We start from the raw sequence: 22,935 nt of genomic DNA, 5'->3' as shown, positions 1-22,935 counted from the left end.
AGATGAGGACCATGAAGCTGCTGCGAGTCGGTACGGCCGGGGCGGAGCGGCCCGCGTTGCTGGACGCCGACGGGGTGCTGCGCGATCTGTCCGGGCTGGTGCCCGACATCGACGGGGCGCTGCTCTCCGACGACGCCGCGCTCGGCCGGATCCGCGAGGCGGCCGGTGCGGGTGCCGCTGCCGCTGCGGGTGCCGGTGCGGGTGCCGGTGTCGGTGCGGGGGCGGGTGCCGGTGCGGGGGCGGGTGCCGCGGCCGGTGGGCTGCCGGTGTTGGATGCGGACGGGTTGCGGATCGGGCCGCCGGTGGGGCGGATCGGCAAGATCGTGTGCATCGGGCTGAACTACCACGACCACGCCCGTGAGACCGGGGCCCAGCCGCCGAGCGAACCGGTGCTCTTCTTCAAGGCGCCGGACACCGTCGTCGGCCCCCATGACGACGTGCTGGTGCCGCGCGGGTCCGAGAAGACGGACTGGGAGGTCGAACTGGCCGTCGTCATCGGCCGTACGGCCCGCTACCTGGAGTCCGCCGAGGACGCGCTCACCCATGTCGCCGGGTACGCGGTGGCGCACGACGTGTCCGAGCGGGAGTTCCAGATCGAGCGGGGCGGCACCTGGGACAAGGGCAAGAACTGCGAGACCTTCAATCCGCTCGGGCCCTGGCTGGTGACGGCGGACGAGGTGCCGGACCCGCAGGCACTCTCGCTGCGGTTGTGGGTGAACGGGGAGTTGAAGCAGGACGGTACGACGGCCCAGCAGATCTTCCCGGTGGGTGAGGTCGTGCGGTATCTCAGTCACTTCATGACGCTCTACCCCGGTGACGTCATCAACACCGGTACGCCCGCGGGGGTTGCCCTCGGGCAGCCCGAGCCCAAGCCGTATCTGCGGGGCGGGGATGTGGTGGAGCTGGAGGTCGAGGGGCTGGGGAGGCAGCGGCAGCGGCTTGTGAACGCGTAAGCGTTCCACGAGGGGGGCTTTGGGTGCCGGGGGGTGCGGGGTGTTTGTGGCTGCGGGTCGGGGGTGGTTGGTCGCGCAGTTCCCCGCGCCCCTGGGGGGTTTCGGTGGGCGGGGTGGAGGGGTGGGTCAGGTCAGTAGGGTGGACAGGTGGTGCCAGGCTGGGCGCGGGAGGGTGTCCCGGGGGGACGGGTCGATCAGTTGGAGGGCCACGTGGTCCGCGCCTGCCTCCAGGAAGGCGTCGATGCGGCTGCGCAGGCGGGTGTCGTCGCCCCAGGCGAAGACCGCGTCCACCAGACGGTCGCTGCCGCCGTCGGTGAAGTCGTCCTCGGTGAAGCCGTGCCGGAGGAAGTTGTTCGTGTAGTTGGGCAGGCCCAGATAGGGCGCCAGCCGCTCACGGGCCAGTGCGCGGGCCGCCGCCGGGTCCGCGTCGAGGATCACCTTCAGCTCCGGGGCGAGCAGCGGGGCCGCGCCCAGGATCTCGCGGGCGCTCGCGGTGTGTTCCGGGGTGACGAGGTACGGGATCGTGCCCGCGGTCCGTTCCGCGGTCAGCTTGAGCGTCCTCGGGCCGAGCGCCGCGACGACCCGCCGCTCGGCGGGCAGCCCGGCCGCGTCCAGGGCGTCGAGGTACGCGACCAGTGCCCCGTACGGGCGGCGGTAGCCGTCCACCAGCCGGGCGTGGCCCACGCCCAGGCCGAGCAGGAAGCGGCCGGGGTGGCTCTTCTCCAGCTCGGCCGAGGCCGCGGCGGAGGCGGTGGCGTCGTGCTGCCAGATGTTCTGGACGCTGGTGGCGACCGTCACCGACCGGGTGGCGGCGAGGAGGGGCGCGGCGTTGGCCGCCGAGGTGTTGCTGCCGAGCCACAGCGCGCCGAAGCCGAGTTCCTCCAGTTCGGCGGCGGACTCGTTCACCTCGGCGCGGCGGCCCGGCTCCTCCGAGCGCAGGCCGATGCTCCAGATGCCGTACCGCCCGACCCGCTCCTTGAGAGCGGCCAGGGCGTCCGGTGCGGCTGTGTGCTGCGGTTCCGTGGCGTTCATCGGATCCGTTCCTCCGGGGCTCGACGACCGATGGGGCGACCGGTCAACGACCGGCGCGGTGCACCGGTACGCGGGTGCCAACGGGAGGGACGGCCCGGGTAGTCCCGGGGGCCTGGACTTGGCCGGAAATCGGCCGCGCCCGTCTCAGAGCCGATGACGCCGATCTCCGCCACGGTGATCGGGAACGAACCGCCGTGTGCCGTGCAGTGGTCCGGGTCGAGTGGTGAGGACTCCTCGAAGGTCGTGCCCTTGGCCCGGCAGCGGGCGCCGACCAGGTACGACGCCGAACCGTACCGCTCCACCACCCGCCGCTTGCGGTCGATCCAGGCGTCGTCATGGGTGAACGTACGGAAGACCAGGCGCCGTTCCTGCCCCTCCAGCTCATGGATGGCCGGGGTCAGCTCGGCGGTCACAGCGTCACAGCGTCACCGCCACCGCGTCGCGCGCCGAACGCCGGGCCGCTTCCAGTACGTCCAGGGCGGCGGCGGCCTCCAGCGCGGTCACCGGGTTGGCGCCACCGTCGCGCAGGGCGGCGGCCACGGCGGCGTAGTAGGCGGGATAGTCGCCCGGCAGCGTCGGCTCGACCCGGCCGCCCCCGGTCAGCGGGCTCTCTCCGGAGCCGACCCGGCCCCACAGCGCCTCGGGCTCCACGCCCCACGCCCCGTCCCCGTCGGCTGCGCCGGGGCGTCTGCCCTCGCGCAGGGCGGCTTCCTGCGGGTCGAGCCCGTACTTCACATAGCCGGCGGACGAGCCGAGCACCCGGAAGCGGGGGCCGAGCTGGGCGGTGGTGGCGGAGACGTACAGATGGGAGCGGACCCCGTTGGCGTGGGTGAGGGCGATGAAGGTGTCGTCGTCCGTACGGGCCCCGGGGCGGCGGATGTCCGACTCGGCGTACACCGAGGCGGCCGGGCCGAAGAGGACCAGCGCCTGGTCCACGACATGGCTGCCGAGGTCGTACAGCAGACCTCCGATCTCTGTGGGGTCGCCGGATTCGCGCCAGCCGCCCTTGAGTTGGGGGCGCCAGCGTTCGAAGCGGGATTCAAAGCGCCATACGTCGCCCAGCTCACCGTCCGAGAGCAGCTTGCGCAGGGTGAGGAAGTCGTTGTCCCAGCGGCGGTTCTGGAAGACCGAGAGCAGCAGGCCCCGTTGGTCCGCGAGGGCGGCCAGCTCACGTGCCTCGGCCGCCGTGCCCGCGATCGGCTTGTCCACGACGACCGGCAGTCCGGACGTGAGGGCGGCGGTGGCGAGCGGGACATGGGTGCGGTTGGGCGAGGCGAGGGCGATGAGGTCGAGTTCGTCGGCGCGCTCGAAGAGTTCGTCCACGGTACGCAGGGTGCGTACGTCCGGGAACTCGGCGCGGGCCTGTTCCTGCCGCTCGGGGTTGGCCGTGACCACCGTGTCCAGGACCAGCCCCTCGGTCGCGGCGATCAGCGGGGCGTGGAAGACGGAGCCCGCGAGGCCGTAACCGACCAGACCTACGCGGAGGGGGGTGCCAGGCTTGCCAGTCATGGACCCACTTTGGCAACGCCGTTGCCAAAGTGCAAGCACAGGGGAGAATGAGGGGGTGGACGGACGCGGGACCGGAGGGCGGCGGGGCGATGGGCGACGAAGCGAACGGCGGCAGCGGGGGCGTGGCCCCGGACCGGGGGACCGGGTTCCGCGCCCGTGCCGGAGGGGCCGGTCCGCTCGCCCCGCGCAGCCACAGCACCGCCCTCGTGCTCGATCTGCTCCGCACGGCCGGCACCGACGGCATGACCCGGATCAAGCTCGCCGAACGGACCGGGCTCACCCCCCAGGCCGTCAGTAAGATCACCGCCCGGCTGCGCGCCGACGGCCTGGCGACCGAGGCCGGCCACCGCCGGTCGACCGGGGGCAAACCCCGTACCGTCCTGCGCCTGGTGCCCGGCGCCGGGCACGCTGTCGGGGCCCACCTCGAACGGGACGCCCTGCGCGCGGTGCTCGTGGACCTCACCGGGACCGTCGTCCGGGAGACGTCCCGGCCGCTGGCCCTGACGGCGGGGACGGGGGCCGAAGCCGTACCGGCGGCCGTGGAGGCAGCGGTGGCGGAGGTGGCGGAGGCGGCCGGAGCGGCCCGCACGCTGCTGGGGGTCGGGGTGGCCCTGCCGGGGCCGCTCGATCACCGCCGGGGTGTGCTCCATCGCGTCACCGGGTTCCCCGAGTGGGACGGTTTTCCGCTGCGGGACGCGCTGGGTGAGCGGCTCGGGCTGCCGGTGGTGGTGGACAAGGACACCAACGCGGCGGCCCTGCGGCTCGCGGTCGGCGGCACGGCACCGGCGTTCGTGCCACGGTCGTCGTTCGCCTACCTCCATCTCGGTACCGGTCTCGGGGCGGGGCTGGTGCTCGACGGGGCCGTGCACCGGGGGGCGCGGACCGGGGCGGGGGAGTTCGGACACCAGGTCGTCCAGCTCGACGGACCCGAGTGCTCCTGCGGCAACCGCGGGTGCGTGGAGGCGCTGTGTCTGGCGGCGGTACGGCGGGGCGACTTGGGGGAGGCCGCGCGCGTGCTGGGGGTCGGGGCCGCGAACCTGGTCGCACTGCTCGACATCGACCTCGTGCTGCTGGGCGGACGGACGGTCACCGCCGCACCGGAGGTGTTCGTGCGCGGAGTGACGGAGGTACTGGACGCACGGGCCCGGCGGGAGGGCGGAGGCGATCCCCGGCACGCGCACGGGCAGGGGATCGGACAGGGGCAGGGCCGCGGGCGCGGGCGCGGCCTTGGTTTCGGCTCCGGCTCCGGCGCTGGCTCCGGCCTCAGCCCCGAGGGCGGGGTGCCCGTGCGGATCGCCTCCGGCGGTGAGCGAGGGGTCGCGGAAGGGGCGGCCCAACTGGTGCTGGGGCCGCTGTTCGGGCACGGACAGGCGCACGGGTAGGCCCGCGGGGCAGACCAGGACGGAGACCCGGAGGGAGACGCGGGGGGAGACGCGGAGGGAGACCCGGAGAGAGGCGCGGGGAGACGGCTGAGGTACATACGGAGCCGGGGACGGACAGGGCCGAGCGGGGCAATGAAGGCGGGCCGTCCGGGCGGACCCGGCCCGCCCCCGGGGGTGGCGGCTTGCGCTCGGCCCCGCCCCGCACGGTGATGTGGTCATGCGACTGGTCCCCGCCGCTCTCACCCTCACCGCCTTCACCACCCTCACTTCCCTCACCGCCGTCACCCCCCTCGCCGCCGCCCCCGCCCAGGCCGCCGCCCCCACCCCCGCGCCCGCCTGCGCCGCGTCGGACGGCCGGGACTTCCCGCTCCGCACCCGGGTGCACGGCGGTCCCGACACCTATCTCGCCGGTGGGGGGTTCGGCACCTGGTACGTCGATGTCACCAACACCACCGACCGGACCTGCTCCGGCATCTACCCCGTCGTCGTCCTCGTGGACGAGCAGCGTGAGCTGACGGCCGCTCAGCCGAGGCTGGAGTTCTACGAGGGGCGGCGACCGCACCCCGTACGGTTCGAGTCGACCGACGAGGACGAGCTGGTCGGCGTCTTCGAGGCGGGGAAGTTCGCCGGGTTCAGCGTCGCCCCCGGCCGCACCACCCGCGTCAAGGTGCGCCTCTCCCTCACCTCCGACGCCGTGGCCAACGAGATCACCGCCGCCGCCGCGGTCGTCCAGCGCCAGGACGACGACGGCGACTGGGTGGGGGAGTCCAACGACTACCGGTTCACCGTCGTCCGCACCGGCCCCGACGAGACCGCCTCCCGCCCCGAGTCCGGGACGGAGCCCCGCTCCGACACGGCCGACGGCACCGACCCCGGCACCGACCCCGGCACCGACCCCGCTCCCGACCCCGGCACCCACCCCGGCTCCGGCACCCTCGCCCCCACCCCCTCCCCGGACCGCCCCACCACCCTCGCCGAGGAACTGGCCCGTACCGGACTGGGCTCCCCGAACCAGGCCCTCGGCCTGACCCTCGCCCTCCTCGCGTCCGGCGTCGCCCTCCTCCTGGCCCGTCGCCGCCGCCGCTGAGCCCAGCCCCCCCCAGACACCCCGTCCCACCCCGTCCCACCCCGTCACCCGCGTCTGGCACGATCCCCAGGTGGACTACCCGAACGACCAGGCCCCCGGCGCCCCCGTCCGCCAGGGCATCCCGGAGCACGGCAGAATTCCCAAGTACTACGCGGTCAAGGCACGGTTGGACCAACTGGTGGAGGGGATGAGCGAGGGGGACCCGGTGCCCACCGAGCGCGATCTCTCCGAGCGCTACGACGTCGCCCGCGAGACCGTCCGCCAGGCACTGCGCGAACTCCTCCTGGAGGGCAAGCTCCGCCGCCGGGGCCGGGGCACCGTCGTCGCCGGCCCCAAGCTGGAGCAGCCGCTCTCCCTCGCCAGCTACACCGAGGGCGTACGGCGCCAGGGACGTGCCCCGGGCCGGAACCTGGTCACCATGGACCGCTTCCCGTGCCCCGACGCGCTCGCCGCGGAGACGGGGCTGCGGCGCGGGGAACCGGTCTGGCACATGGAGCGGGTGCTGCTCGCGGACGACGAGCGGGTGGGCCTGGAGAGCACCTACATCGCCGTCGCGCGCGTGCCCCGGCTGGATACCGACTTCGAACCCGACTCCTCCTTCTACGACTACCTCCACACCCGGGGCATCGGCTTCGGCGACGCCGACGAACGGCTGGAGACGGTACTGGCCACGCCCCGCGAGGCCCTGCTGGTGGGGACACCCCCGGGACTGCCGATGCTGCTGATCCACCGGGTCTCCCGGGACACCGAGGGCGCCCCGCTGGAACGCGTCCGCTCCCTCTACCGAGGAGACCGCTTCTCCTTCACGACCCACTTGCAGGGCTGAAAACGACACCCTCACGCGCACCCGCGTAGCATAACAAAACGGTAACGGGTCTAGCCCTAACGTGATGCCCAGTTCACGCTCTCGTAGACAGCCGGACCCCTCCGGTTCGCCGAGCGCGAGGAGCGTTGCCGCCGTGAGAGTGATAATCGTCGGAGCCGGGGTGCTGGGCACCATGCACGCCTGGCACGCAGTGGAACGCGGCCACGAGGTCGTACAGATCGAACGCGAGGCGGAGGCGCGCGGCGCCTCGGTGCGCAACTTCGGACTGGTCTGGGTGGGCGGTCGCGCCGCCGGACCGGAACTGGAGACCGCGCTGCGGGCCCGCGAACTGTGGGAGGAGATCGGCGGCCGGGTCCCGGCCCTCGGCTTCCGCCCCAACGGCTCGCTGACCGTCGTCCGCGGCCCCCTCGAACGGGCCGTGGCCGAGGCGGCGCTGGCCCGTACGGACGCCGCCTCCCGCGGGTACCGGCTCCTCGACCCCGAGGAGGCCCGCGCCCTCAATCCCGCCCTGCGCGGCGACTTCGACGCGGCCCTGCACTGCGAGCGGGACGCCGCCGTGGAGCCCCGTACCGCCCAACGGGCCCTGCGCGCGGCGCTCCTGAGCCACCCGAACTACACCTTCCTGCCCGGCCGCGAGGTCCGCGAGGTGGTCGGCGAGCGGGCCGTGCGTGACGACCACGGCGACACCCACCACGGCGACACGGTCGTCCTGTGCACCGGCGCCTGGCTCGGCGGCCTGGTCCGCGAACTGGCCGGCCCCGACCTGCCGGTACGCCGCGTCCGGCTCCAGATGATGCAGACCGACCCGCTGGACACCCCGCTGACGACCTCGGTCGCCGACGCCGACAGCTTCCGTTACTACCCGGCCTACGCCTCACCCGCCCTGGACGCGCTGAGCGCAGGGCAGCCGCAGCCCCCGACGGCCGCGGAACACCGTATGCAACTCCTGCTGGTGCAGCGCGCCGACGGCTCGCTGACCGTCGGAGACACCCATGAGTACGAGCACCCCTTCGCCTTCGACACCGTCGAGGATCCCTACGACCATCTCGCCGAGGTCGCCGCGGCGGTCCTCGGCCGGCCGCTGCCGAGGATCCGGCGCCGCTGGGCGGGCGTGTACGCGCAGTGCGCGGAGCCGGGCCGGGTCGTGCACCGGCAGCGGGTGCGGGACGGGGTGTGGCTGGTGACCGGTCCGGGCGGACGCGGGATGACCTGCTCGCCCGCGATCGCCGAGACGACCGCCGACGCCCTGGACTGGTGACAGCACATGCCCCCACAACACATGCCCACGCGGCACCCGACCCCACAGCACATGACCACGCGGCACCCGACCGAACAAGCCACGACCACGACCAGCCAAGCCACGACCAGGCAAGCCACGACCAGGCAAGCCACGACCACGCCCGCGAAAGCCAAGGCCAAAGCCACGACCATGCGCACCCCGACCACCGACACCCCCGGCATACGCCTGATCGTGCTCGACATGGCCGGCACCACCGTCGCCGACGGCGGACTGGTCGAGCGGGCCTTCTCCCGGGCCGCCGCCACCCTCGGCGTCGAACCGGGCAGCCCCGACCACACCGCGCAACTCGACTACGTCCGCGCCACCATGGGCGAGTCGAAGATCTCCGTCTTCCGGCACCTGTTCGCCGACGAGGATCTCGCCCAGCGCGCCAACACCGCCTTCGAGCAGGCGTACGGCGATCTCGTCGACGCCGGTCACATCGCGCCCGTGCCCGGCGCCCGCGAGGCCGTCGAGGAACTGCGCGCGGCCGGCCGTACCGTCGTCCTCACCACCGGCTTCTCCCGGGTCACCCAGGACGCCGTCCTGGCCGCGCTCGGCTGGCGGGACCTGGCCGCGCTCACCCTGTGCCCGGCCGACGCCGGGGGCCGAGGACGGCCGTACCCGGACATGGTCCTCCAGGCGTTCCTGCGCACCGGCGCCGCCGCCGACGTACGCCAGATCGCAGTCGTCGGAGACACCTCCTACGACATGCTCAGCGGCGTCCGTGCCGGAGCGGGCCTGGTCGTCGGGGTGCGTACCGGCGCGCACGGCGAGGACGCCCTGCGCGCGGCCGGCGCGGGACACGTCATCGACTCGGTCGCCGACCTGCCCGCACTCACCCTGCCCACACCCGCACCCCCCGCACCCCCCGCACCCCCCGCACCCGCACCCGCCCTGCCAGCCCCGCTGGGCGAGGCGGCCGGCTGATGGGCATCCGCTTCGACTCGGTCACGGTCGCCTACGACGGCCAGGTCGTCCTGGACGCCCTGGACCTCACCGTCGCCCCGGGCGAGGTGATGGCGCTGCTCGGGCCGTCCGGCTCGGGCAAGACGACCGCGCTGCGGGCGGTCGCCGGGTTCGTCCGCCCCGTCTCCGGACGGGTCTTCCTCGGCGACCGGGACGTGACGGGGCTGCCGCCGCACGCGCGCGGCATCGGGATGGTCGTCCAGCAGTACGCGCTCTTCCCGCATCTGCGGGTCGAGGACAACGTGGCGTTCGGGCTCAAGGCCCGCCGCACCCCGAAGGCCGAGGTACGGACGCGGGTCGCCGAGGCGCTGGAGCTGACCGGCATGGCGGCCTACGCGCGCCGCCACCCCCGGGAGCTGTCCGGCGGCCAGCAGCAGCGGGTCGCCATCGCGCGGGCCCTCGCCATCCGGCCGGACGTGCTCCTCCTGGACGAGCCGCTGTCCGCGCTCGACGCCCGGCTCCGCTCCGGGATGCTCGCCGAACTCGCCCGGCTGCACCGGGAGTTGCCGGAGGTCTCCATCCTCTACGTCACCCACGACCAGGTCGAGGCGCTCACCCTCGCCGACCGGATCGCCGTGATGGACAAGGCCCGGCTGCGGGCCCTGGGGACACCGCGCGAGCTGTACCGGGCGCCCGCGAACGCGTTCACGGCGGACTTCGTCGGCAACGCCAATCTGCTGCCGGTGACGGTGGTCCCGGGCGGGGTGGCCTTCGCCGGCACCGAGCTGGAGGCCGACACCGCGGGGGCCGTGCCGGGCGCGCGGGCCACCCTGTGCGTACGGCCGCATCTCGTCGGGCTCGGCGACGGACCCAACCTGCTGTCCGGGACCCTGGCGGAGGTGCAGTGGCGGGGCGCGACCCACCGACTGTACGTCGATGTCGCCGGGCACCGGGTGATGGCGGACCTGCGGGAACTGCGGGAGCCACCCGCCCTCGGCGACCGGGTCGGCCTGCACTTCGCACCCGAGGACGCGGTCCTCCTGCCGGCCGGGACGGACGAACATGGCTAGCGCCACGGAGCACCCCACGGAAACGCCGGTCACCCCGGAGATGCCGGGTCCGGCAAGGCGCCCGGGCACCACGAGGACGGTGCGCGCCTCACGCGCCTGGCTCTGGGCCCTGCCCCCCGTCGCCCTGCTCTCCCTCGTCTTCCTCTACCCCCTCGCCCTCGTCGTCCAGCAGTCCTTCCAGCCCGACTCCGGGGGCACCTCGCTGGAGCCGTACGCGGACGTCTTCGCCTCCGCCGCCTTCCGGGAGGCGCTGTGGACCACCGTCTGGCTGGCGCTCGCCTCCACCGCCGGCTGTCTGGTCCTCGGCTTCGTCCTCGCGCTGGTCATCGCGTTCGTGCCGTTCCCCGGGGCGCGGGCGGTGTCGAAGTTCATCGACGTGTTCCTCTCCTTCCCGTCCTTCCTGATCACCCTCGCCCTGCTGTTCGTCTACGGCTCGGTGGGGATGGCCAACGGGCTGTGGACCGACCTGACGGGCGCCGCCGAAGGGCCCTTCCAGTTCCTCACCACCCCCTGGGGCGTGGTCCTCGCGGAGATCACCTTCTTCACCCCGTTCGTCGTACGACCGCTCCTCGCCGCCTTCTCGCACCTGGACACCGCCCAACTGGAGGCGGCCAGTTCGCTGGGGGCGCGGGCGCCGCGGATCATCGGCCGGGTGATCCTGCCGGAGGCGCTCCCGGCGCTGGCCGCCGGCGGCAGCCTCGTGCTGGTGCTCTGCCTCAACGAGTTCGGCATCGTCCTGTTCACCGGCGCCAAGGGTGTCACCACCCTGCCGACCCTCGTCTACGCCAAGGCGATCCTGGAGTCCGACTACCCGGGCGCCTGTGTCGTCGCCGTCGTCAACGTCCTGATCTCCGTGGGGCTCTACGCCCTCTACCGGGTGGTGAGCCGCCGTGCTGGTGCATAGCGACAAGGCGAGGCGGATCGTATGGGCCGTCTTCTTCGTGCTCTTCCTGCCGCTCTTCGCGCTGCCCCTGCTGGTGGTGCTGGCCGCGTCCCTCGCCACCCACTGGTCCGGCGCCCTGCCCTCGGACCTGACCCTCGACCACTACCGGGCCGCGACCCGCGGCGAGGCCCTCCAGGCGCTCACCACCAGCCTGTTCACCGCCCTCGCGGCGAGTGCGCTGGCGCTGGCCGCCGGGACCTGGGCCGCGCTCGCCGCCTCCGCCCTGCCGCGCCGTCCGCGCCGGGTGCTGGACGCCCTGTTCGTGCTGCCGGTCGCCGTGCCCTCGGTGGTGGTCGGCCTCGCCGTGCTGGTGGCGTTCTCGCAGCCGCCGTTCCTGCTCAATGGCACCCGCTGGATCGTCGTCGCCGCCCACGCGGTGCTCGTCACCGCCTTCGCCCACCAGTCCGTCTCCGCCGCCCTCGCCCGTCTCGACCCGGCGTACGAGCAGGCCGCCGCCTCCCTCGGCGCCCGGCCCGGCTACATCCTGTGGCGGGTCCGCCTGCCCCTGCTGCTGCCGTCGCTCACCGCCGCCGCCGGTCTCTGCTTCGCCCTGTCCATGGGTGAGCTGAGCGCCACGATGATGCTCTACCCGCCCGACTGGACGCCCCTGCCGGTCCTCATCTACGCGGCCACCGACCGCGGCGCCCTGTTCACCGGCTCCGCCCTCGCCGTCGTCCTCATGACAGCCACCCTGCTCGTGCTGCTCGCCGTCTCCCGGATCCGCACCCGCGCCTCCTACCGGTGAGCCCAGCCGCCCCACCGCGGTCCGCCCCGTTCCGTCCTTCCCCTTCCGTCCTTCCCCTTCCGTCCGCCCCGTTCCGTCCTTCCCCTTCCGTGAGGAGTGCACCTCGCCATGTCCCTACCGCACCTCAAGCCGCTCGCCGCGACCCTCGGCGCCCTCGCCCTCGCCGGTTCCCTCACCGCCTGCGGTGGCGGCTCCGCCGCCTCCGACGCCGATGTCGTCACCGTCTACAGCGCCGACGGCCTCAAGGGCGAGAGCGGCGACGGCTGGTACGACCGGCTCTTCGCCGACTTCGAGAAGGAGACCGGGATCGAGGTCCGGTACGTGGAGGGCGGCTCCGGCGAGATGGTCCAGCGGGCCGCCCGGGAGAAGAACAACACCCAGGCCGACGTCCTGGTGACCCTGCCCCCGTTCATCCAGCAGGCCGACGGCAAGGGACTGCTCCAGAAGTACGCCCCGGCCGGCGCGGACCAGGTCAACGGCGCCGACAAGGCCGCCGACGGCACCTGGACCTCCGTCGTCAACAACTACTTCGGCTTCGTCTACAACAAGAAGGAGCTGAAGCAGGCCCCGACGACCTGGGAGGAACTCCTCGACGGGGCGTACAAGGGCAAGGTCCAGTACTCCACCCCCGGAATCGCCGGTGACGGCACCGCCGTCGTCATCAAGGCCATGCACGACTTCGGCGGCGAGAAGCCCGCCATGGAGTACCTCGGCAAGCTCCAGGCCAACAACGTCGGCCCCTCCGCCTCCACCGGCAAGCTCGGCCCCAAGGTCGACAAGGGCGAACTGCATGTCGCCAACGGCGATGTCCAGATGAGCTACGCCCAGTCCCGCACCATGCCCAACCTCGGCCTCTGGTTCCCGGCCCGCGAGGGCGGCCGGCCCACCACCTTCGCCCTGCCCTACGCGGCCGGGCTGGTCAGCGGCGCCCCGCACACCGAGAACGGCAAGAAGCTCCTCGACTTCATGCTCACCCCCGAGGCCCAGCGGCAGGTCAGCGAGATCGGCGGCGGCTTCAGCGCCCGCCAGGACGTCAAGGCCACCGACGAGACCGCCATCGCCCTCACCCGGATCATGGACGGCGTCGAGATCTTCGAGCCCGACTGGAACGACATCGACACCCGGCTGAGCCGGTACGTCGACGCCTGGAAGTCGGCGACCGGCGGCTGAACCGGTCGACGGGGGCGCTGGCTACCCTGGGGGGCGTCGGTACGCCGTGGTTCCGGCGCCCAGCCCATCCGTCACGCACCAGGAGTGATCGACGCACATGGCAGAACGCAAGCCCATCGAGTCATGGCTGACCGACATGGACGGAGTGCTCATCCACGAGGGTGTGCCGATCCCCGGCGCCGACGCCTTCATCAAGAAGCTCCGTGAGTCCGGCAAGCCCTTCCTGGTCCTGACCAACAACTCCATCTACACCGCCCGCGACCTGCACGCCCGGCTCAACCGCATGGGCCTGGACGTGCCGGTCGACAACATCTGGACCTCGGCGCTCGCCACCGCCGAGTTCCTGGACGACCAGCGCCCCGGCGGCTCCGCGTACGTCATCGGCGAGGCCGGACTGACCACCGCGCTGCACGACATCGGCTACATCCTCACCGACCACGACCCGGACTACGTCGTCCTCGGCGAGACCCGGACGTACTCCTTCGAGGCGATGACCAAGGCGGTCCGGCTGATCAACGACGGGGCCCGGTTCATCTGCACCAACCCCGACGAGACCGGCCCCTCCGCCGAGGGCCCGCTCCCCGCCACCGGTGCCGTCGCCGCGCTGATCACCAAGGCCACCGGCAAGCAGCCGTACTTCGCGGGCAAGCCCAACCCGCTGATGATGCGCACCGGCCTCAACGCGATCGGCGCCCACTCCGAGACCAGCGCGATGATCGGCGACCGGATGGACACCGACGTCCTCGCGGGCATCGAGGCGGGCATGCGCACCTTCCTGGTGCTGACCGGGCTCACCGGGCCCACGCAGATCGAGGGCTTCCCGTACCGCCCGTCCGAGGTGGTCGACTCCATCGCGGACCTGGTGGACCTGATCTGACCGCCCGCCCCCCCGCACATGGGCCGCCGGACCCCCCACCGGTCGGAAGATCGGACCGGCCGAGCGGCCCGCGAAACCTTGATCGGCCCGGAAACAACCCGTACGGACCAGCCGGACCCCGCTCCGGGATGCGTGGTCCGGCCGCACGGGGGAGTCTCCAGACATCTGGAGGTTCACGATGGGTTCACTTCGCGTCACTCTCGGTACCGGACTCCTGGTCGTCCTGGCTCCGCTCACCGCCCTCGCCACCGCCCCGGCGGCCCACGCGGCGGACGGCACCGTCTCCATCAGCCCGTCGGCCCCGGAGCCCGGCGGTGACCTCGCCCTGAGGGTCACGGGCTGCCGGGTCGAGAGCGCCGTCGCGGTCTCCGCGGCCTTCGTCTCCGACGCCCGCCTCAGCGGCTCCGACGGGACCCTCTCCGGCCGGGCCCGGGTCCGCACCTCGCTGGAGGCGGGGGCCTACGCCGTGCGGATCAGCTGCGGCGACCGTAGGGCCCGGGGTGACATCAGGGTCGTCGACGGCTTCGCCCGGCCGTCCGCGCCCGCCTCCCCCACCGCCCCGGTCCGCGCGGGCGGCGGCGGGGCCTCGTCCGGTCAGCTCGCCGGCGCCGGGGACGGCGACCGCGAGGGACCCGGCACCGCACATGCCGTCACCGGACTGCTGCTGGCCGGTGCCGCCGCGGTCGCCTTCGTGCTGCGCGGCGCCCGCAAGAGCCGCCGCGGCCGGTGAGCCGGCCGTGTCCGACCGCATACGCGCCTCCGGCACCGGACGGCTGCTGACCGGCACGGCCTGGGCGCTGCTGCTGCTCGGACTCTGGCTGTGGGGCCGCCAGATGGCCGATCCCGACCCCGGCATCTCCTCGCCCACGACCGGCGACGTGGCCGCCGTCGGACGCCCCCCGGACGCCGAACTCCCGCCCCCCGCACCGCCGTTGGGTGACGCGGGACCGCGCCGCATCGACATCCCCGGCATAGGGGTCCAGGCCCCCGTCGTCGCCCGCGGACTCGACCGGGACGGCGCCGTCGACCCGCCCCCCTTCGACCAGGCGGGTGCCGTCGGCTGGTGGTCGGCCGGCGCCACCCCCGGAGCCGTCGGCACCGCGGTACTGGTGGGCCATGTCGACACCGAGACCCGCCCGGCCGTCTTCTACAAGGTCAGCACCCTCACCCCCGGCGAGCGGGTCAGGGTGGCCCGCGAGGACGGCAAGGTCGCCGAGTTCACCGTGGACGACGTCCAGGTCCTCACCCGCGACCGCTTCGACGCCCAGCAGGCGTACGGCCCCCACCGGTCGGGCCGCGCCGAACTCCGCCTCATCACCTGCGGCGGCACCTTCGACCACAGGACCCGCAGCTACACGGCCAACGTCATCGTCTCCGCCTACCTGACCCACACCACGACCTGACCCGGCCCGGCCTGGCAGCAATGTGGTGCGGATCAGGCGGCCTTGAGGGCAGCCACGTGCCGGGCGCGTTCCTCAAGCGCTCGCACACCTGCTACAGCGCGATGGGCGGGCAGCGCCTTGAGCATCGTCTTGAGGTGCTTGTCCCCCCGTGCGGAGGACAGCGTCAGGTGGTTGTCCAGGAATGTGCCCCAAGTGGCACACGCGGCTTCCACGTGACGCATGCGAAGCTGCCGTTGCGCGGTCACCCCGAGGCAGTGCAGACGGCCTTCCCGCTCCAGCGGTGAGCGGGCGGCGTTCGAACGGCGCAGAGAGCCGATGGACTTCTCCCGGTCGCCCAGGTGCCAGCGCACATGGGCCTCGTGGAAGAAGTAGGCGGCGGTGTCGTATCCCCCCACCGCGTCCCGGCGATCGTCCGCGCTGGACAGCGCTGTCTCGGCCTCCCGGAGACGGGCGAGTGCGGTGCGTCGGTCGTTGGTCATGGCGGCGGCTGCCGCTTGCTGTCCCCGGAGGAACGCGACCAGGCGCGGTCCCGCGGCGGGTGCGGCTTCGGCGGCTGCGTCGGCCAGCTCCAGCCCTTTGGCTCCGTGTCCCAGATGCGTGGCCTGAAGGCTCATGCCGCGGAGCGTGCGGCAGTAGGTCACGTGGTCCTCGGCCGCGCCGGCAAGCTCAAGGGCGCGCTGGTAGTACTTCTGCCCGAGGCCCTGCTGATCCTCGTACATCGCCATCCAGCCGGTGAGGTACACGAAGTCGGCGACGGCGGCCCGCAGGTCGCGCATGACGGCGTCCGTGCCGGTCGCGCGAAGGTAGGGGCCCGCGGTGTTGACGAGGAAGGCGGCTGCCATCGGGCGGGCGTGCCCGGCTCCGACCTGGTCGAGAATGTCGGCGACCTTGTCCGTCATGGTGCGGACCGTCTCGACGTCGGAGCGACCGACGTGCACGGTACGTCCGCTCGCGGCGGCTTCCAGCCGTGGGGCCACATCCTCGAAATGGGGTACAGCCAGCACCGCTGCGTACATTCCGCCCTTGAGGACCCCTCGGCGCGAGGGGTCCATGTCTGCTCGGCTCAGGTCGATCACTCCCGTCACTACGTCCTGGTCATCGGTCGGCTCCGGTGGCCAGCCGATCTCTCCGCACGTCACGGGCCGTCCCACCACGCGGGAGAGCGCTTCGGCCACAGCGGGCCGTACTTCGGGCCGGGGAACAGACCCGGCAAGCCAGTGGGACACGGATGATTTGTCGTAGCGCAGGCGCAGCCCGAGTTCACGGCCGGTGTCATTCACCCGGCGGGCGAGCTGCTCGTTCTCCACTCCTTCCGACTGCATGAGGGCAGCCAGAGCGGCGTTCGGTGTTCGCAGGCGTCGAACCATCGATGACCCCCGGGGTGCGTTCAACCAGTTCAACCGATACCCCACTCTGCTCCCTTACCCCGGATCGCGCACAGAGGTTGAGTACATACCAGCCGCTCGGAGTTGCTTCCTGCGGCTGCTGACGGTCTGGCCTGCTCACCGCTCCCCTGGGGCGGCAGGCCAGGCACCAGGACGACGAAGAGGCTCACATGACGACTGCCGTGGACGGGACGGTACTGGACCGACGCATCCTGGTCGCGCCACGAGCCCCTGAGGCTCAGCTCGCCGACGCGGAGGCTCGATCTGTCCGCGTTCTCCGCCGCGAAGTGGCCGCGCTGCTCCGCCACATCGGTCTGGCGGAGCTGATCGACTCGACATCGCTGGTCGTGTCCGAGCTGATGACCAACGCCATGCTGCACAGCGGCACCGAGGAGATCCGCCTGACGATCGTCGTTCAGAACGGATTCCTGCACATCGTCGTCATCGACGGCATGCCGGGCCGCGCGGCGCCGACACCAGCGGCGGTGACCGCCGAGTCCGGGCGCGGTCTGCTGCTCGTGCAGAGCGTGGCCGAGGACCACGGTGGAACCTGGGGGGTCTCGGATGCCGGCGCCCGGACGTGGTGTCGGCTCGCCGTCCCGACAAACCCCGGCCCCACCCTGCCCCAGGCAGACGGCCTGACGAGACCGCGTTCGGCATGACCGTGAACGACTGGGACCAGGTCGTCTGGCTGGGCGACCCCGACGGGCCGCAGTGGCGCCTGCCCGTCTGAACCAACCGACGCCGACCGTGCGGGAGCCCCCCACCACCCGGTGTCGCTGTCACAGCTCTGGGACAGCTGTGGCTGGTGTCTCGTGGGTGTCGCGGGACGTATGTCAGGATTGAGTCTTGGAACAGGCCACCCGAGGGGGAGTTGGATGTACCGCAACAGGAGGGTCGGCCGACTGCGCGCGCCCATGGCCGCGCTGGGGGCGGCGCTGCTGATAGCGGGATGCTCGTCGGGGGACGGCGACGGCGACGAGCCGGGCTCGAAGATATCCCAGCAGCCCAAGGGCGCCGACCCGTTCTGGGTCAATCCGGACAGCAACGCGGCGGACCAGGTCGCGGCCTACGAGAAGGACGGCAAGAAGTCCGAGGCGGAGGCGATCCGGAAGATCGCCGAGTATCCGACCGGTGAGTGGATCAAGCCGGAGAACCCCGAGGAACAGGCCCGGGGCTTCACCGAGGCCGCCGACCAGGCCGACCGCACGGCCCTGCTGGTCCTCTACAACATCCCGCACCGCGACTGCGGCCAGTACTCGGACGGCGGTGCCGCCGACGGCAACGCCTACCGCTCCTTCGTCGACGGCGTCGCCGCGGGCATCGGGTCCCGCTCGGCGACCGTCATCCTGGAGCCGGACGCCGTACTGCACCTGGTCGACGGCTGCACCCCGGGCGAGTTCCACGAGGAGCGCTACGACCTCCTCAACTACGCGATCGGCAAGCTCGGCGGTCTGGCCGGCACCAAGGTCTACCTGGACGCGGGCAACGCGGGCTGGGGCCACCCCGACCAGATCTTCGACCCGCTGAACCGCGCGGGCATCGCCCAGGCCGACGGCTTCTCGGTGAACGTCTCGAACTTCTACACCACCGAGGACTCCATCGCCTACGGCAAGCAGCTCTCGGCGAAGATAGGCAACAAGCCCTTCGTCATCGACACCAGCCGCAACGGCAAGGGCCCCTACACCGAGGGCGACCCCAACGAACGCTGGTGCAACCCGCCCGGCCGCTCGCTGGGCGAGACCCCCACCACCAAGACGGCCGACCCGCTGGTGGACGCCTACGTCTGGGTGAAGCGCCCCGGGGAGTCCGACGGCGAGTGCAAGGGCGGCCCGGCGGCGGGGGAGTGGTGGCCGGAGTACGCGATGAAGCTGGCGGAGGCGACCACCCCGTAGCGCCACTGCGTACCGGTACGTCCTGGTGGTGCCGGGCATCGCAAACGCAGAACGCTCCCGCGGCCGGACGGTCGGCCGCGGGAGCGTTCTCATGGGGTGAGGCGGGTCCGGGTCAGGGAACCCGCACCCACTGCGCCTTGCTGGGCGTCCCCCGCTCGTCGGTGACGAACAGCATGTACCAGCCGGCCTGCACCAGATTCCGGCTCTCCGGCACGGTCACCGTCACCTTGTCCCCCTCCACCTCCATGTCCAGCGCGATGGACCGCTGGTCCACGTCGGTGACATGGGTCGAGGCGCTGGGGCGGATGAGCCGCGCGGTCTTCAGGGACGCCGCGTCCTTGGACGTGAACGTCCCCGACTCCCCCCGCTCGATGCTGTCCGGCCCCCCGGACAGCGCCGGCTGCGCCCCCTGGTACAGATACGGCGGGGTGTAGATCTCGATCCGCTGCTCGAACTCACCGGGCTTGGAGTTCGCCTTGTCCGCGTAGAGCGAGTCGGAGCCGAAGAACATCACCCGCCCGTCGGGCAGCAGGATCGACCCGGAGTGGTAGTTGCGTCCCACCAGCGGATCGGCGACCCGGTCCATGGTGCCGGACCGCGCGTCGTACCTGTGGGCCTGGAGGATGTCGGTGGCGCCCCGGCCCCGGTAGTCCTCGGAGCCACCGGAGATCAGCACGCTGTCGTCCGGCAGCACGGACGCCATCGGATAGCGCGTCCCCTTCTCCAGCGACGGCCCGTCCACGAACTTTGGGTCGTCGGCCTTGAGGTCGGCGATCCGGGTCTTCTCGCTGGCCAGCCGGGACTCACCGACCCCGCCGCCACCGATCACCATGTACTTCTCGTCCTGCGCCGGCGGCAGCAGCACACTGTTCGCGGTCTCCAGCATGTTGGCGTCGCTCATGCCGGGCACCTTGGTGAACTTGTTCGTGTCCACATCCCAGATGCCCGGGTCGCGCCCCACGTCGTCCGGCCCGTACCCGGCGTTCGCGCCCGAGTAGAAGATCTTCCCGTTCTGCATCAGGAACAGCGCGGGATAGGTCGGGAACTGCCGGACCTGCTCGGTGTACTCCCAGCTCTGGGTCTCGGGGTCGTAGACCTCGTTCTTGCCCGGCACCAACTGGCCGATGTCGTCGAGGCCGGAGACGCTCAGCACCTTTCCGTCGCTCAGTGTGGTGAGCGTCGGATACCAGCGGGCCTCGTTCATCGGGTCGACCTTGATGTACTTCTCGGCGACCGGATCGAATTCGAAGGCATCGCGGATGCCCTGGAAGTCCTTCTTGTCCAGGGCGAGTTTCTCGGCGATCCCGTACGTGTTGCGCGTGTCGGCGCCGCCGAGGCCCTGCACCCGGTAGTTGTCCTGGGTGCCGGTCTCGTACCTGGCGCCGCTCTTCTGCGCCTCGACGTAGATCCGGCCGACCCCCGGGTCGTTGCGCAGGAACGCGCCTGTCACCGGGTCGAAGACCTTCTCGGCCCGCGGCACCAGGACCGGGTCCTTGGAGACGAACGTCTTGCCGTTCTCCTTGCCGGAGAACTTGGTGCCCGCGGGCAGGGTGATCGGCTTGTCCGGGTTCTCGTTGTGGACGATCATCAGGCCGCCGGCCTTGGTGACATCACCCTTGAGCTTCTCGTACCGCTTGGTGCCGCCCGCGATCAGCAGATTGCCGTTGCCGAGTTGCGTATGCCCCGTGCAGAACAGGTCGGTGGGGGTCGGCACCTTCTTGATCGTGCCCTTGACCGGGTCCCAGATCCGGGTGTCGAACTTCTTCGCGTCGAAGTTGTCCTGATCGTTCCCCGACCCGGCGACCAGCAGCACCTTCCCGGTCCGCAGCAGCGCCGCGTGAATGGTGTTCTGCTTGTACTCGTCGGGGAATTCGACGATCTCCCACTTGCCGTTGTCGGCTTTGTACTCCGGTCGGTTGATCTGGTACTGGTGGTATTTCTCGGTCCCGAAGCGGTAGAGCCACGGACCGTTCATCCCGGCCAGCGCGAGTACCACCGCCGTGCCTATCGCGAGTCGACGGGCTCGACGGCGGCCTGCACGGTCCTTCATTCCTTACGTCCCCCAAGTCCACCCAGGGCGATTTTCATGGTCTGGTCGTTCCCTCCGCCGCCCGCGTCCCGGCCCGGTCCGCCCGGTGGCTGACCGGCCCCGGCCCAGGTGGGCCGCGACTGCGGGGTGTGTGCTCCGGCGGGCCCCGCCGCCGTGGCCGTGGGCAACGGCTGCGGCTGCTGCTGCGGCGGGAGCGCCCCCGGCCCGGCGGGCTTCTTCTTCTCCTCCCGCAGCGACCACCGCCACGCGAAGATCGGCGTCGCGGTGATCAGCATGGCGAAGGTGCCCCAGATGATCATCGCGGGGTGCGCATGGCCGAAGGCGAACCCGGCCCCGATCGAGGCGCCGAAGATCAGGATGAAGTACCAGTGGTAGCGGAAGGTCCCGAACCAGCGGTCGGGGCTGGCCGAGTCGCCCTTCGGCGTCACCACGAACTTGCTCTTGCGCCGCAGCACCGAGTCGATCAGCGCCTTCGCGTACAGCGGGGCGGACAGCGCGGACATCACCATGCCGGCCACCCCGCCGGAGCCCTCCGGCTCGTGCGGCGACACATTGTGGCGGCGGTTCCAGACGTACAGGCCGATCTGGAGGGCCGAGGCGTTGCCGTAGAGCATCAGCCAGACCACCGGGTCGATGTTCACACCCGAGGCGCCCAGCCCCAGGAACAGGGCGCAGCTCAGCGCCGCCAGGATCCAGTTGAGGGCCGACATCGGGTAGAAGATGATCATCATGGTGTAGTTGAAGAGCTTGCTCGGCGGCAGCGAGTACCAGCCCTTCCAGTACTGCTTGAGGATCGTCTCGTACGTGCCCCGGGACCAGCGCATCTGCTGGGTGAAGAAGTCCGTCCAGGCGCTCGGGCCCTCGCCGACGGCGAGCACGTCGGGGGTGTAGACCGAGCGCCACTTGTTGCCGGTCGCCGGGTTCTTGGCGCGGTGGATCTCGAACCCGGTCGCCATGTCCTCGGTGATCGAGTCGTACAGCCCGCCGATCTGCTTGAGCGCCCGGATCCGTACGGCGTTGGAGGTGCCGACGAACATCGGGGAGCCGTACTTGTTGCCGGCGCGCTGGATCAGGGCGTGGAAGAGGAACTGCTGGGACTCGGCGGCCTTGGTGACGAAGGAGTCGTAGTTGCCGTAGACCTGCGGGCCGATGACGAAGCCGACGTCCGGGTCGCGGAAGAAGCCGAGCATCCGCTCCAGGTAGTTCGCCATCGGCACGTGGTCGGTGTCGACGGAGGCGAAGAAGTCGTAGCCGTCGCCGTGCGCCTCCAGCCAGGCGTTGTAGTTGCCGTGCTTGGTCTTGGCGCGGTGCGGGCCCTTGGCCTGGTTCCACTTGGCGACGCCCTTGCGGGAGAAGTGGTGCACTCCGAGGCGGGCGCACACCTCCTTGACGTCCGGGTCGTCGCCCTCGTCCAGCAGCCAGACGTGCATCAGACCCCGGTGACGGAGCTTGACCGCCGCCTCCAGGGTCTTGGTCACCATCTCCAGCGGTTCCTTGCCGGGCACGAAGGAGGTGAGGAAGGCGACCCGGGTGCCGGTCTCGGGCACCACCGGGACGGGGTCGCGGGCGACGAGGGTGGCGTGCGCGTTGGACAGCACGTTCATACAGCGGAAGAACTCGATCAGACCGATCGAGACCAGCATGACGACGTCCAGCGCGGGCAGGAAGTCGTAGGCGGGGTAGTCGCGTTCGGTCCAGTGCTCGGGCTGGAGCAGCCAGGCGAGCAGGACCAGGGAGAGCAGCGGGGCGGCGGCGAGCATCAGCGCCACGCGTATCCGGTGCGGTTCCTGGGAGATCAGCGACCGGTACTGGACCTTGTACGGTTTGTTCGGGTCCGGCTGGGTGAGGGGCCCGGCGAGCCGGCTGTAGTGCTCGTAGTCGTACCGCGGCAGGGTCTTCTTGATCCGGCGGAAGGCGCCGGTGTTGCCGGTGCGGTGCGACGGCACCCTGAGCTGAGTGGTCTGGGACGGGTCGGAGTCCTGTCCGCCCGTCGGCCTCGACGTCATGTCGTCATCCCCCCACACGTGGGTCGCCCCGGGTGTATGTCGGTTGCTTTTCGGCCCGCGCGGGTCCCCCTCGACCGTCACAGGCGTGTCAGTGGTGGGCACGGTCACCACGTCGTCCACACCTTATAGACATGGCACACCGCCCCTGCGGTTGCATGATGCCCCTCTCGGCATCGGTTCAGAAACGGGACGTGATCTGATCGCAAGACACTCCGTGCCGGAAACGGAACAGGCCCCCTCGCCGGAGGGGGCCTGCCGTGTCGTGCGCCGCCAGGGACTCGAACCCCGGACCCGCTGATTAAGAGTCAGCTGCTCTAACCAACTGAGCTAGCGGCGCCTGCTGACCTCGGAAACTTTACAGGACCGGCGGACGTGCTCCCGACCACCGGCGGCGGCCCGGGGCCCGGAAGGGGG

At 71.7% G+C, this 22,935-nt stretch carries 21 protein-coding genes and 1 tRNA gene; 15 read left to right on the top strand and 7 right to left on the bottom strand.

Annotation, left to right across the window (positions count from 1 at the left end; all coding sequences use genetic code 11):
* Nucleotides 1-11: 11 nt before the first annotated feature.
* Nucleotides 12-953, top strand: coding sequence for a fumarylacetoacetate hydrolase family protein (locus ACIQNG_RS06995; protein WP_401482944.1), 942 nt, complete (start codon nt 12-14; stop codon nt 951-953).
* A gap of 126 nt (nt 954-1,079) precedes the next feature.
* On the opposite strand, the gene ACIQNG_RS06990 is transcribed toward ACIQNG_RS06995, so the two are convergent.
* The 3 genes from ACIQNG_RS06990 to ACIQNG_RS06980 are packed head-to-tail and all read right to left on the bottom strand — an operon-like array spanning nt 1,080 to nt 3,494.
* On the bottom strand, nt 1,080-1,985 hold the full coding sequence (locus ACIQNG_RS06990) for a TIGR03620 family F420-dependent LLM class oxidoreductase (protein ID WP_401482943.1): 906 nt from the start codon (nt 1,983-1,985) through the stop codon (nt 1,080-1,082).
* Entirely contained in the window at nt 1,982-2,398 is a 417-nt protein-coding gene (locus ACIQNG_RS06985) for a heme-binding protein (protein ID WP_401482942.1), read from the bottom strand. Before ACIQNG_RS06985 ends, ACIQNG_RS06990 begins: the two co-directional genes overlap by 4 nt.
* A gap of 4 nt (nt 2,399-2,402) precedes the next feature.
* Nucleotides 2,403-3,494 carry a Gfo/Idh/MocA family oxidoreductase gene (locus tag ACIQNG_RS06980; protein ID WP_401482941.1) on the bottom strand — a complete coding sequence of 364 codons (1,092 nt, stop codon included), beginning with the start codon at nt 3,492-3,494 and terminating at the stop codon, nt 2,403-2,405.
* Nucleotides 3,495-3,583: 89 nt separating this feature from the next.
* On the opposite strand from ACIQNG_RS06980, the gene ACIQNG_RS06975 reads away from it, so the two are divergent.
* From ACIQNG_RS06975 to ACIQNG_RS06920, 12 genes are all read left to right on the top strand, one after another.
* Nucleotides 3,584-4,876, top strand: a complete 1,293-nt coding sequence (locus ACIQNG_RS06975; RefSeq protein WP_401482940.1) for an ROK family protein — start codon at nt 3,584-3,586, stop codon at nt 4,874-4,876.
* A 217-nt stretch (nt 4,877-5,093) separates the two neighbouring features.
* On the top strand, nt 5,094-5,963 hold the full coding sequence (locus tag ACIQNG_RS06970) for a hypothetical protein (RefSeq protein ID WP_401482939.1): 870 nt from the start codon (nt 5,094-5,096) through the stop codon (nt 5,961-5,963).
* A gap of 70 nt (nt 5,964-6,033) precedes the next feature.
* A complete protein-coding gene (locus ACIQNG_RS06965) occupies nt 6,034-6,789 on the top strand; it encodes a GntR family transcriptional regulator (protein ID WP_401482938.1) in 756 nt (251 codons plus the stop codon).
* Nucleotides 6,790-6,922: 133 nt separating this feature from the next.
* Nucleotides 6,923-8,047, top strand: a complete 1,125-nt coding sequence (locus tag ACIQNG_RS06960) for a TIGR03364 family FAD-dependent oxidoreductase (protein WP_401433374.1) — start codon at nt 6,923-6,925, stop codon at nt 8,045-8,047.
* Between the two features lie 171 nt (nt 8,048-8,218).
* Nucleotides 8,219-8,998, top strand: coding sequence for a phosphonatase-like hydrolase (locus ACIQNG_RS06955; RefSeq protein WP_401482937.1), 780 nt, complete (start codon nt 8,219-8,221; stop codon nt 8,996-8,998).
* A complete protein-coding gene (locus ACIQNG_RS06950; protein ID WP_401433373.1) occupies nt 8,998-10,047 on the top strand; it encodes an ABC transporter ATP-binding protein in 1,050 nt (349 codons plus the stop codon). The genes ACIQNG_RS06955 and ACIQNG_RS06950 overlap by 1 nt, the downstream gene beginning before the upstream one ends.
* Nucleotides 10,040-10,951 carry a 2-aminoethylphosphonate ABC transporter permease subunit gene (locus tag ACIQNG_RS06945; protein ID WP_401482936.1) on the top strand — a complete coding sequence of 304 codons (912 nt, stop codon included), beginning with the start codon at nt 10,040-10,042 and terminating at the stop codon, nt 10,949-10,951. The genes ACIQNG_RS06950 and ACIQNG_RS06945 overlap by 8 nt, the downstream gene beginning before the upstream one ends.
* On the top strand, nt 10,938-11,735 hold the full coding sequence (locus ACIQNG_RS06940; RefSeq protein ID WP_401482935.1) for an ABC transporter permease: 798 nt from the start codon (nt 10,938-10,940) through the stop codon (nt 11,733-11,735). The genes ACIQNG_RS06945 and ACIQNG_RS06940 overlap by 14 nt, the downstream gene beginning before the upstream one ends.
* A gap of 108 nt (nt 11,736-11,843) precedes the next feature.
* Nucleotides 11,844-12,905, top strand: a complete 1,062-nt coding sequence (locus tag ACIQNG_RS06935; protein ID WP_401482934.1) for a 2-aminoethylphosphonate ABC transporter substrate-binding protein — start codon at nt 11,844-11,846, stop codon at nt 12,903-12,905.
* A gap of 97 nt (nt 12,906-13,002) precedes the next feature.
* Nucleotides 13,003-13,782: an HAD-IIA family hydrolase gene (locus tag ACIQNG_RS06930; RefSeq protein ID WP_401433363.1), complete on the top strand. Its 780-nt coding sequence runs from the start codon at nt 13,003-13,005 to the stop codon at nt 13,780-13,782.
* A gap of 178 nt (nt 13,783-13,960) precedes the next feature.
* On the top strand, nt 13,961-14,512 hold the full coding sequence (locus ACIQNG_RS06925) for a hypothetical protein (RefSeq protein ID WP_401482933.1): 552 nt from the start codon (nt 13,961-13,963) through the stop codon (nt 14,510-14,512).
* A 7-nt stretch (nt 14,513-14,519) separates the two neighbouring features.
* Complete coding sequence (locus ACIQNG_RS06920) at nt 14,520-15,185, top strand: class F sortase (RefSeq protein WP_401482932.1); 666 nt, start codon at nt 14,520-14,522, stop codon at nt 15,183-15,185.
* Between the two features lie 32 nt (nt 15,186-15,217).
* Here the strand turns inward: ACIQNG_RS06920 and ACIQNG_RS06915 are convergent, their stop codons facing one another.
* Nucleotides 15,218-16,552: a hypothetical protein gene (locus ACIQNG_RS06915; protein ID WP_401483068.1), complete on the bottom strand. Its 1,335-nt coding sequence runs from the start codon at nt 16,550-16,552 to the stop codon at nt 15,218-15,220.
* A gap of 188 nt (nt 16,553-16,740) precedes the next feature.
* Here ACIQNG_RS06915 and ACIQNG_RS06910 point away from each other — a divergent pair, with 188 nt between their 5' ends.
* On the top strand, nt 16,741-17,232 hold the full coding sequence (locus ACIQNG_RS06910; protein WP_401482931.1) for an ATP-binding protein: 492 nt from the start codon (nt 16,741-16,743) through the stop codon (nt 17,230-17,232).
* Between the two features lie 216 nt (nt 17,233-17,448).
* Nucleotides 17,449-18,465, top strand: coding sequence for a glycoside hydrolase family 6 protein (locus ACIQNG_RS06905; protein ID WP_401482930.1), 1,017 nt, complete (start codon nt 17,449-17,451; stop codon nt 18,463-18,465).
* 112 nt (nt 18,466-18,577) lie between these two features.
* Here the strand turns inward: ACIQNG_RS06905 and ACIQNG_RS06900 are convergent, their stop codons facing one another.
* From ACIQNG_RS06900 to ACIQNG_RS06890, 3 genes are all read right to left on the bottom strand, one after another.
* The gene (locus ACIQNG_RS06900) at nt 18,578-20,515 is read right to left on the bottom strand and encodes a galactose oxidase-like domain-containing protein (protein WP_401482929.1); all 1,938 of its coding nucleotides are present in this window, start codon (nt 20,513-20,515) and stop codon (nt 18,578-18,580) included.
* Nucleotides 20,512-22,521 (bottom strand): glycosyltransferase family 2 protein, encoded by a 2,010-nt coding sequence (locus ACIQNG_RS06895; protein ID WP_401482928.1) that lies wholly within the window; start codon nt 22,519-22,521, stop codon nt 20,512-20,514. The genes ACIQNG_RS06900 and ACIQNG_RS06895 overlap by 4 nt, the downstream gene beginning before the upstream one ends.
* Nucleotides 22,522-22,784: 263 nt before the next feature.
* A tRNA-Lys gene (locus tag ACIQNG_RS06890) sits at nt 22,785-22,858 on the bottom strand.
* Nucleotides 22,859-22,935 lie beyond the last annotated feature (77 nt).

This window comes from Streptomyces sp. NPDC091377 (assembly GCF_044757045.1).
In the GTDB taxonomy this organism is placed as follows: domain Bacteria; phylum Actinomycetota; class Actinomycetes; order Streptomycetales; family Streptomycetaceae; genus Streptomyces.
The sequence above is the reverse complement of the archived record's forward strand: the minus strand, read 5'-3'. Positions and strand labels throughout refer to the sequence as shown.

Bases quoted from the DNA above. Each gene is read 5' to 3' on its own strand.
- ACIQNG_RS06900 (WP_401482929.1), bottom strand. From the start codon at position 20,515: ATGAAGGACCGTGCAGGCCGCCGTCGAGCCCGTCGACTCGCGATAGGC.
- ACIQNG_RS06955 (WP_401482937.1), top strand. From the start codon at position 8,219: ATGCGCACCCCGACCACCGACACCCCCGGCATACGCCTGATCGTGCTC.
- ACIQNG_RS06925 (WP_401482933.1), top strand. From the start codon at position 13,961: ATGGGTTCACTTCGCGTCACTCTCGGTACCGGACTCCTGGTCGTCCTG.
- ACIQNG_RS06975 (WP_401482940.1), top strand. From the start codon at position 3,584: ATGGGCGACGAAGCGAACGGCGGCAGCGGGGGCGTGGCCCCGGACCGG.
- ACIQNG_RS06990 (WP_401482943.1), bottom strand. From the start codon at position 1,985: ATGAACGCCACGGAACCGCAGCACACAGCCGCACCGGACGCCCTGGCC.
- ACIQNG_RS06950 (WP_401433373.1), top strand. From the start codon at position 8,998: ATGGGCATCCGCTTCGACTCGGTCACGGTCGCCTACGACGGCCAGGTC.
- ACIQNG_RS06895 (WP_401482928.1), bottom strand. From the start codon at position 22,521: ATGACGTCGAGGCCGACGGGCGGACAGGACTCCGACCCGTCCCAGACC.
- ACIQNG_RS06980 (WP_401482941.1), bottom strand. From the start codon at position 3,494: ATGACTGGCAAGCCTGGCACCCCCCTCCGCGTAGGTCTGGTCGGTTAC.
- ACIQNG_RS06930 (WP_401433363.1), top strand. From the start codon at position 13,003: ATGGCAGAACGCAAGCCCATCGAGTCATGGCTGACCGACATGGACGGA.
- ACIQNG_RS06970 (WP_401482939.1), top strand. From the start codon at position 5,094: ATGCGACTGGTCCCCGCCGCTCTCACCCTCACCGCCTTCACCACCCTC.
- ACIQNG_RS06910 (WP_401482931.1), top strand. From the start codon at position 16,741: ATGACGACTGCCGTGGACGGGACGGTACTGGACCGACGCATCCTGGTC.
- ACIQNG_RS06935 (WP_401482934.1), top strand. From the start codon at position 11,844: ATGTCCCTACCGCACCTCAAGCCGCTCGCCGCGACCCTCGGCGCCCTC.
- ACIQNG_RS06995 (WP_401482944.1), top strand. From the start codon at position 12: ATGAAGCTGCTGCGAGTCGGTACGGCCGGGGCGGAGCGGCCCGCGTTG.
- ACIQNG_RS06945 (WP_401482936.1), top strand. From the start codon at position 10,040: ATGGCTAGCGCCACGGAGCACCCCACGGAAACGCCGGTCACCCCGGAG.
- ACIQNG_RS06915 (WP_401483068.1), bottom strand. From the start codon at position 16,552: ATGGTTCGACGCCTGCGAACACCGAACGCCGCTCTGGCTGCCCTCATG.
- ACIQNG_RS06905 (WP_401482930.1), top strand. From the start codon at position 17,449: ATGTACCGCAACAGGAGGGTCGGCCGACTGCGCGCGCCCATGGCCGCG.